Annotated in this window: 6 protein-coding genes; all 6 read right to left on the bottom strand. The window is 70.8% G+C overall.

Going from position 1 to position 9,428, the window contains the following annotated elements:
• Positions 1 to 755: 755 nt before the first annotated feature.
• Positions 756 to 1,982 (bottom strand): molybdopterin molybdotransferase MoeA, encoded by a 1,227-nt coding sequence (locus tag HNQ05_RS11385; protein WP_147148897.1) that lies wholly within the window; start codon positions 1,980 to 1,982, stop codon positions 756 to 758.
• A gap of 71 nt (positions 1,983 to 2,053) precedes the next feature.
• Positions 2,054 to 2,866, bottom strand: coding sequence for an enoyl-ACP reductase FabI (locus HNQ05_RS11380; protein ID WP_147148900.1), 813 nt, complete (start codon positions 2,864 to 2,866; stop codon positions 2,054 to 2,056).
• A gap of 15 nt (positions 2,867 to 2,881) precedes the next feature.
• On the bottom strand, positions 2,882 to 5,002 hold the full coding sequence (fdhF, locus tag HNQ05_RS11375; RefSeq protein ID WP_183677831.1) for a formate dehydrogenase subunit alpha: 2,121 nt from the start codon (positions 5,000 to 5,002) through the stop codon (positions 2,882 to 2,884).
• Between the two features lie 106 nt (positions 5,003 to 5,108).
• Positions 5,109 to 5,762 (bottom strand): 2Fe-2S iron-sulfur cluster-binding protein, encoded by a 654-nt coding sequence (locus tag HNQ05_RS11370; RefSeq protein WP_147148902.1) that lies wholly within the window; start codon positions 5,760 to 5,762, stop codon positions 5,109 to 5,111.
• Entirely contained in the window at positions 5,759 to 7,294 is a 1,536-nt protein-coding gene (locus HNQ05_RS11365; protein ID WP_183677829.1) for an NADH-ubiquinone oxidoreductase-F iron-sulfur binding region domain-containing protein, read from the bottom strand. Before HNQ05_RS11365 ends, HNQ05_RS11370 begins: the two co-directional genes overlap by 4 nt.
• Before the next feature lie 149 nt (positions 7,295 to 7,443).
• On the bottom strand, positions 7,444 to 9,357 hold the full coding sequence (locus HNQ05_RS11360; RefSeq protein ID WP_147148907.1) for a DNA gyrase/topoisomerase IV subunit B: 1,914 nt from the start codon (positions 9,355 to 9,357) through the stop codon (positions 7,444 to 7,446).
• Between the last annotated feature and the right edge of the window lie 71 nt (positions 9,358 to 9,428).

Below are 9,428 nucleotides of genomic sequence, written 5' to 3'. Positions count from 1 at the left end.
ACGATTCCCCGGCCAAGGGCGCCTTGCGCCCGCGAGCCGGGGTCCATGCCGTGACCGACCACCCGCCCTATTGTTCGTCATCCCCGACGCGGCGCGAAGCGTCGAGATCGGGGATCTTGTCGTGGCTACGTACGCCAAAACGAACCGGCGCCGTCGTCACCTTCCATTCATCAAGTGACCGACATCGCATCCGCAACTATTTAGATTCCGGGTCTCGCCAACCCAGGGGTCGGCTCGCCCGGAATGACGGATGACGGCGGTACGTGGTACGAGGTACGTAGTATTTGGTAGATGGTGGGCGGCAAGCGTACAGGAGCTGGAGAGAAGAGCGGCAGGGCCAACAGGCAGCGGCTGCAAGCCCGCCAGCCTTTTCTTCGCCGTCCCAAAGCCGCGAAGACCCGGTGCTTGCGCGCCTCCTTGGTTTCCTCCGCCTTATTCGTCCCCTACACCCCACCCCTTACATCCCCTAGCCCCTTATTTCGTCATCCCCGACGAGGCGCAAAGCGCCGGGATCGGGGATCTTGTCGTGGCTGCGGGTTACGAAGGAACCGACGGGCTGTCGTCACCGTCCGCATTGCGAGTCACCGGTCCCTTAGCGGCGCACTTTAAGATTCTGGATCTCGGGGGCCGCGTGGCCCCCTCGTCCGGAAGGACGGATTTCGTGGCACGTCAAGATTCCGAATCTGCCCCGGACTGGATCCGGGGCCTCGGGGCCGGGTGGCCGCTCGCCCGGAAGGACGGGTAGCGACGCTGGGCTAAACGACCTCCCCGAAGGGGATGACCTCCACCACCTCGCCCGCCTCGACGTGGGTGTGGGGCGGGACGACGACCAGCGCGTTGCCGAAGGCCATGCTGCGCAGCACCCCCGAAGACTGGCTGTCCACGCTGGCGGCGCGGTGACCGCCCGGGGCTTCGGGGTCGTAGCGCAGCACCGCGCGGCGGAAGGCCGTCTTCTTGCCGGCGCCCTTGAAGAAGTCCTCGGCCAGCGCCCGCACCCTGCGGTAGGGCGGGTCGCTGCGCCCCAGCATCTTGAAGAGCATGGGCCGGCCGTAGAGGAAGAAGGTGACCATCGCGCTCACCGGGTTGCCCGGCAGGCCGAAGAAGGGGCGGCCCAGGAACTCGGCGAAGATGGGGGGGCCGCCGGGCCGCTGCAGGATCTTCCAGAAGTGGATCTTCCCCTCGCGCTCGAGCAGGTGGCGGACGATGTCGTAGTCGCCCATGCTGACGCCGCCGGTGGTGAGGACGAGGTCCAGGTCGCCCGCCGCGGCGAGCTGTTCCCTGACGGCCTCCACCCGGTCGCCGGCCTTGCCCAGCAGGACCGGTTCGCCGCCGGCCTCGCGCACCAGCGCGGCCACCGAGTAGGCGTTGGAGTTGTAGACCCCGCCGGGAGGGAGCGGCGTGCCGGGTTCGACGACCTCGTCGCCGGTCGAGAGCACGCCGACGCGCGGACGGCGCACCACCGGCAGGGTGCGGTGGCCCATCCCCGCGGCCAGCCCCACGCGGCCCGGGGTGAGCCGGTCGCCGCGCTTCAGGTAGACCCGGCCCTGCTGCAGGTCCTGGGCCTTCGGGCGGATGTCCTTGGGGCTGGCGGGCTTGTACAGCAGCACGTACTCGCCGTCGCGCTCGGTGTCCTCGACGGCCACCACCGCGTCGGCGCCCTCGGGCAGGGACGCACCGGTGTAGACGCTCACGGCCTCGCCGGGGCCCAGCCGGCCCTGGAAGGGCCGCCCCGCGGGCGACTCGCCGATCCAGCGCAGGCGCACCGGGTTTTCGGGGCTGGCGCCCGCGGTGTCGGCGGCGCGGGCGGCGTAGCCGTCCACGGCGGTGTTGTCGACGTCGGGGTGGTCGGCCAGGGCTTCGAGGTCGCGAGCGAGCACGCGGCCGAGGGCCGCTTCGAGGGGTACCTCTTCGACGTCCGGGAGCGGACGGGTGTGTTCCAGTACCGTAGCCAGCGCTTCTTCGACGGTCAGGGAGGTGCGCATGGCTCTAGTTTACCGTCGAAAAAAACGCGCGGGCCCGCGGGCCCGCGGGCCCGCGCGCCGGGGAAGCCCGGTCAGTCCTTGCGGTTGCCGGGGACGTGCTCGTCGGCGAGGCCGATGCCCACGATGTGGTACCCGGCGTCCACGTAGAGCGTCTCGCCGGTGACACCGCTGGCCAGCGGGCTGAGCAGGAAGACGCTCGCCTGGGCCACCTCCTCGTGGGTTACGGGGCGCTTAAGCGGCGCGACGGCGTTGACGTGGTCCCACAGCAGGGTGAACCCGGGGATGCCGCGCGCCGAAAGGGTGCGCAGCGCCCCCGCGGAGACGGCGTTGACCCGCCGCCCCCCCGGGCCCAGCTCGTAGGCGAGCATGCGCACGCTGGCCTCGAGCGCGCTCTTGGCGATGCCCATGACGTTGTACTTGGGCACCACCTTCTCGGCGGCGTAGTAGCTGAAGGTGACCATGCTGCCGCCCTCGTTCCAGTAGGGCTCGGCCTCGCGGGCGACCGCCACCAGGCTGTAGGCGGAGATCTCCATGGCCAGCAGCCAGTCTTCCTTGGTCGTCTCGATGTAGCGGCCCTCCATGGCGCGGCGGGGCGCGAAGGCGATGGAGTGGACGATGTAGTCGATGCCGCCCCAGCTCTCGCCCAGGTCGGCCATGACCTCCTTCAGGCGGGCCTCGTCGGTCACGTCGAGTTCGTAGAGGCGAATGTTGGGCATGTGCCGCGTGGCCTTTTCCACCAGAGGGCGCACGCGGTCGCCTTGATAGGTGATGGCCAGCTCAGCGCCGGCCTCGTGGAGTTTTTGGGCGGTGGCGAAGGCGATGGAGCGTTCGTTGGCCACGCCCATGACCAGCGCCTTCTTGCCCGATAGGTCGATGGCTAACATACGCTCCGCATTCTACTACCCCGGCCCCGCGGGCTTCGGGGCCTCGTGTCCCGCGGGCTCGAGCCGGACCGCCGCGAACTTGTACTCGGGGATCTTCGAGGTGGGGTCGTAGGCGTCGAGGGTGAGCCGGTTGGCGGGCTGCTCGGCGAAGTGGAAGGGGGCGAAGACGACGCCCTCGGGGGTGCGGTCGGTGACCCAGGCGGTCGCCTGGATGCGGCCGCGGCGGCTCACCACCCAGACCGGCTCGCCGTCGGAGATTCCGTAGCGTTCGGCGTCGGCGGGGTGGACCTCCACCTTCATCTTCGGGTAGGCCCGCTCCAGGTCGCTACGGCGGCTCAGGGTGCCGCCGTGCCAGTGGTAGAGGACGCGGCCGGTGGAGAGGACGAGCGGGTAGTCGCCGCCCGGCCGTTCGGCCGGCGGCCGCCAAACGGCGGGCAGCAGCCGCGCCTTGCCGCTTGGCGTGTAGAAGCGGTCGGTGAAGAGCACGCTCACGCCCGGCGAGCGCTCGTGGGGGCAGGGCCAGCGCAGGGGTTCGCGCTCGAGCCGGGCGTAGTCGATGCCGCCGAACATCCGTGGCAGCGCCAGCCGGATCTCCTCCCACACCGCCTCGGGGCCGGCGTAGTTCCAGCCCTCGGTCCAGCCCCGGCCCGTCCGCGCGGCGAGCCGCCGCCCCAGCTGGGCGGTGATCCACCAGTCCGGGCGCGCCTCGCCCGGCGGCTCGAAGACGGGCCGGATGCGCTGCACCCGCCGGTCGGTGTTGGTGAAAGTGCCCTGCTTTTCGGCAAAGGAGGCCGCGGGCAACACCACGTCGGCGTAGGGGAAGGTCTCGTTCTTCAGGATGTCCTGCACGATCAGCAGGTCCAGCTTCTCGAGCGCGGCGCGCACGTGATCCTGGTAGGGCTCGGAGGTGATGGGGTCCTCGCCCATCAGGTAGACCCCGCGCACCCCGTCCTTGGCGCCGATCGACTCGAAGGCCTCGGTCATGGTGCGGCCCGGGGTCTCGGGCTGGGGGGTGTGCCACAGCGCCTTCCAGCGCTTTTGCACCTGCCGGTCGGCGGCGGGTTGGTAGCCCGGGTAGACGTTGGGCAAGGCCCCCATGTCGCCCGCGCCCTGGACGTTGTTCTGGCCGCGCAGCGGGTTGAGCCCGGCGCCGGGCTTGCCCAGCTGCCCGGCGATCAGGGCCAGGTTGATGAGGGCCTGGGCGTTGTCGGTGCCGTGGCTGTGCTGGGTGATGCCCATGGCCCAGTAGATCGCGGCGGCGCGGGCGCCGGCGTAGCGCTCGGCGGCCTCGCGAATGCGCGCCGCGGGCACGCCGGTGACCCCTTCGGCGAACTCGAGGGTGTAGTCCCTGACGCTTTCCCACCAGGCGTCGAACCCCTCGGTGCGCCGTTCCACGAAGGCGCGGTCGAAGCGGCCCGACTCGACCAGGTAGCGGGCCATCGCGCCGAAGAGCACCGCGTCGCTGCCGGGGCGGAGCCGCAGCCACAAATGCGCGGCTTCGGCGAGGCCGATGCGCCGCGGGTCGGCGACGATCAGGAAGGCACCGTTGCGCGCGGCCTTCTTGATCATCGCGCCCACCACCGGGTGGGTCTCGGTGGTGTTGGACCCGGTGACGAGGATCACGTCGGAGAGCCCGATCTCCTCGAGGGTGTTGCTCATCGCCGCCGAGCCCAGCGAGCGCGAGAGCGCGGCGGTGGAGCTGGAGTGGCAGAGCCGGGCGCAGTGGTCGACGTTGTGGGTGCCCACCGCGGCGCGGGCCAGCTTTTGCATCAGGTAGTTTTCCTCGTTGCTGGCCTTGGCACTGGAGACGAAGAAGAGGGCGTCGGGGCCCGACGCGTCGGCGATGCGGGCGAGGCGGGCGGCGGCGAAGTCGAGGGCCTCGTCCCAGGAGACGGGCTCGAGCTCGGCCCCCTTGCGGCGGCGGATGAGCGGGGTCTTCAGGCGGTCGGGGTGGTGCAGGAAACCCAGTCCGAACCGCCCCTTGACGCAGAGCGCCCCGTGGTTCGGGGGTTCCTCGCGGGCCATCACCCGGTAGATGCGCGCGTCCTTGACGTAGAGGTCCACCCGGCAGCCGACCCCGCAGTAGGGGCAGACGGTGGGCACCACCCGGTCGGGTTGGACGCGGAGGGGGATCATGGGTGCCTCCGGCTCGGAGGTGGGAGGTGGGAGGTGGGAGGTAGGCACAGGCTTCCCACACCCCACTTCCCACACCCCACTTCCCGTGTCCAGCACGCGAGCGGTTTCATGCGTCTCCTCCTTCGGCTGCGGCCAGTTCGGCAAGCGGCACCAGCGCCCCCGTGGGGCAGACCTGCACGCAGTTGCCGCAGAAGACGCAGGGCGTCTCGGGCAGCGGCAGGTCCAGCGGGGTGCCGGGCACCGCGGCGTGGCCGCGGCCGGTCGTGGCGTAGGCCCAGAGGCCCTGGACGCCCTCGCCGCAGGCGTCGATGCAGCGCCGGCAGGTGTAGCACTTGGCGTAGTCGCGCACGAAGAAGGGGTTGTCCTGCACGGGTTCGCGTTCGCGCCGCGCGGCCAGCGGCGCCCCCCAGCGCTCGGGGCGGGCGTGGTAGCGCTCCAGGAGGGCCTGGGTGCCCGTGTCGAGGCTCAGGTCGGTCTCGTGCGCCAGCAGCTCGAGCACCACCCGCCGCAGGTCGGCGAGCGCCGCGGTCTCGGTGCGCACCACCAGGTTCGGCTGCACCTCGGTGGCGCAGGCGGGCACCGGCCGGCCCCAGCCCTCCACCTCGACGACGCACAGCCGGCAGAGGCCGCGGGTGCCGCTCTGCTCGTGGTGGCAGAGCGTGGGCACCTCCACCCCGGCGCGGCGCGCAGCGTCGAGCAGCGTCTCGCCGGGCTCGGCCTGGACCAGGTAGCCGTCGATGACGAGCGGTACCTTGCTCACGTCCTCACCCCCCCGAAACGCCGGATCAGGCTGCGGACCGCCCAGGGGGCGGCCTGCCCCAGCCCGCAGAGGCTGCCCTGCTCGAGCGCCAAAAAGAGCTCTTCCAGCTGCGGACCCCGCTCGCGCCGGGCCACGGCCGCGTGCAGGTGGGGGGTGCCCAGGCTGCAGGGAAAGCATTTGCCGCACGACTCGTGGGCGAAGAAGGCGGCGATGCCCTCGGCCACCGCCCAGAGGTCGCGGTCGGCGCCGAAGGCCACGAGCGCCCCCGGCCCCACCGCGTCGCCCGAGAGCTTCGGGGCTTCGAAGTCGAGCGGCAGCTCGGCGGCGTCGGGCAGCCTGAGGAAGGTGCCCGCGGCCCCGCCCATCAGCACCGCCTGCAGCTCGTCCGGGCGGCCGCCGGCCGCCTCCAGGGCCTCCGCCAGCGGGGTACCGAGCGCCAGCTCGTAGACCCCGGGCCGGTCCACGTCGCCCGAGATCGAAAACAGCTTGGGCCGCCGCTCGCGGTAGGCCTCTGCGCCGTGGGCGGCGATCCAGGCCAGGTGCGCCAGCGTCTCCACGTTATTGACCAGCGTGGGCCGGCCGAACAGGCCCGACTCGGCCGGGTAGGGCGGCTTGAGCCGCGGCTCGGCGCGGCGCCCCTCGAGGCTCTCGAGCAAAGCGCTCTCCTCGCCGCAGACGTAGAGGCCGCCGCCGCGGAAGGTGTGCGTCGCGAGGCCCTCGAAGTAGCCCTCGCCCTCCAGCGCCGTCCGCGCCGCCTCCACGCGCTCGAGCGCGGCGGGGTATTCGCCGCGCACGTAGAAGTAGACCGTGCGCGCGCCCACCGCGCGCGCGGCCAGCGCCGCCCCCGCCCAGACCAGGCGGGGGTTGTGCTCCATCAGCCAGCGGTCCTTGAAGTTGCCGGGCTCGGACTCGTCGCCGTTCACGACCACGTACTTTGCGCCGGCCGCACTGCGCACGGCCTCGAGCTTGCGCCAGGTGGGGAAGAGCGCGCCGCCCAGCCCCCTGAGGCCCGCGTCGCGCACGGCGGCGATGAGGGCGTCGGCCCCGGGAAACTCGGGGAGCGGGTCCGGCGCCTCGAAGAGAACGCCGTCATTCCGGGCCAGCTCGGCGGGCAGGGTTTCCAGCTCGTTCGGGGGCAGCTTGCCCACGGCCAGCGCCCGTAGGTCGGCGACCTGCACCGGGGCGAAGACGCGCCAGCGGGCTCCCTCTTCGATCACCAGCGCCGGCCCCACGGCCTCCAGCCCCTGGCTGTAGACCGTGCCGGCGCGCGCCTCCGCGCGCGGGGCGGCGTCCTCCAGTTCGGCCCAGAGCCGGGCGAAGTCGCGGGCGCGGACCACCGGGTCGTCCACCAGCAGGAGCCGCTTCTCGGGGGGTTGGGTGCGGTAGCGGGGGTAGAAGCGCACCGCTTCCCACGCCTGGGCCAGGGGCACGCGCGCCTCACGGGCGGCGGCCTCGACGTCCGCGGGCTCGAGCCAGCCCCGGCGCTTCAGGGCCTCGTCGAGCAGGGGCAGCAATAAAGGGCGACCTTCCACGGAACACCGTCCTTTCGCGACTGCTTTGGCCCCCATTGTAAATCAGGCCGGGCGCGTGCTCTTGGTTTCGCAAGACTGGCGCGAAAGGTTTCGGGCGGGCCAAGGCCCGCCCGTACCACGCACCGCGAACTGGGTGCCGCGCGCTCAGGCTACACGTCCAGCTCGGCGAACCTGGCGTTCTCCTCGATGAACTCGCGCCGCGGCTGCACGTCGGCGCCCATCAGGTCTTCGAAGATCTCGCTGGCGTAGAGGGCGTCCTCGACGGTGACCTGCTTGAGCACCCGGGTCTCGGGGTTCATCGTCGTCTCCCACAGCTGCTCGGGGTTCATCTCGCCCAGACCCTTGAAGCGCTGGATCTCGTACTTCTTGTCGCCCACCTTCTTCAGCGCGGCCTTCAGCGCCTCGTCGTCGAAGATGTACTCGCTGCGCCGCCCCACCTTGAGCTTGTAGAGCGGCGGCTGGGCGATGTAGAGGTAGCCGTGGTCGATGATCGGGCGCATGAAGCGGTAGAAGAAGGTGAGCAGCAGGGTACGGATGTGCGAGCCGTCCACGTCGGCGTCGGTCATGAGGATGATCTTGTGGTAGCGCACGCTGTCGATGTCGAAGTGGGCCTCGTCGCCGGTGCCCTGGATGCCGGCGCCGATGGCGGCGATCATCGCCCGCACCTCGTTGTTCTTGAGCGCCTTTTGCAGGTTGGCCTTCTCGACGTTGAGGATCTTGCCTCTGAGGGGCAGGATGGCCTGGAAGCGGCGGTCGCGCCCCTGCTTGGCCGAGCCGCCCGCCGAGTCGCCCTCGACGATGAAGAGCTCGGCTTCGTCGGGCTCTTCGGTCTGGCAGTCGGCCAGCTTGCCCGGCAGGTCGTCGGACTCGAGCGGGTTCTGCCGGCGCACCAGCTCGCGTGCCTTGCGGGCCGCCTCGCGGGCCTGGGCCGCGCGCTGGGCCTTGTCGTAGATCGTCTTGGCGATGCGCGGATTGGACTCGAGGAAGTCCATCAGCTTCTCGTAGACCACGCTGCTCACCGCGCGCTCGGCCTCGGGGTTGAGGAGCTTGCCCTTGGTCTGACCCTCGAACTGCGGTTGGGGGATCTTGACCGAGATGACCGCGAACAGACCCTCGAGCAGGTCGTCGCCCGAGGGCTTGGGCTGACCGTTCTTCTGCAGCCCCGCCTTCTTGGCGTACTGGTTCATGGCGCGGGTGTAGGCGCCGCGGAAGCCCGAGAGGTGCACCCCGCCGTCGCGGGTGGGGATCATGTTGGCGTAGCTGAGCAGCTGGGTGGTGTAGCCCTTGGTGTGGATGAAGCCGACGTCCACCTCCACCTCGTCCACCTGGCCGCTGAGGCGGCCGGGCTTGTCGTAGAGCAGGTCCTCGCCCTCGGCCAGGGCCCGCGCGAAGCTGGCCACCCCGCCCTTGTCGTGGAAGACCTCCTGCTTGCCGGAGCGTTCGTCGGAAAGCTCGATGCGCAGGCCGCCGGCCAGGTAGCTGACCTCGCGCACCCGGCGGCGCACCCGGCGGTAGTCGAACTCGAGCCCCTCTTCGAAGATTGTGGCGTCGGGCATGAAGTGCACCCGGGTCCCGGTCTTGCCCTTGGGGGCCTTACCCACGACCTCGAGCGGCTTCTTGACCTCGCCGCGGGCGAACTCGATGCGGTAGTGCTTGCCCCCGCGCCACACCTCGACGACCATCCAGTCGGTGAGCGCGTTGACCACGCTGGCGCCCACGCCGTGGAGGCCGCCCGAAACCTTGTAGGCGCCCTCTTCGAACTTGCCGCCGGCGTGCAGCTCGGTGTAGATCACCTCGACCGCGGGCTTGCCCTCGCCGGCCATCACGTCCACGGGGATGCCGCGGCCGTTGTCCTCCACGCTGGCGGAGCCGTCTCGGTGCAGGGTGACCTTGATGGTGTCGGCGTAGCCCGCCAGGGCCTCGTCGACGGAGTTGTCCAGAATTTCGGTGAGGAGCTGGTGGAAGCCGTCGGTGCCGGTGCCGGCGATGTACATCGCCGGGCGCTTGCGCACGCCCTCCAGCCCCTTGAGCACCTTGATGCTCGAGGCGTCGTAGTTACCCATTTTCCTCCTCTGTTTCGTGCAACGTCGTGCCTACCTCGCTCGTTTCATTATACCACCCGGGCGCGTTTCCG

Source organism: Oceanithermus desulfurans, assembly GCF_014201675.1.
Classification (GTDB): Bacteria; Deinococcota; Deinococci; order Deinococcales; family Marinithermaceae; genus Oceanithermus; species Oceanithermus desulfurans.
Note: the sequence above shows the minus strand (reverse complement) of the source record. Positions and strands in the feature narration are given on the sequence as shown.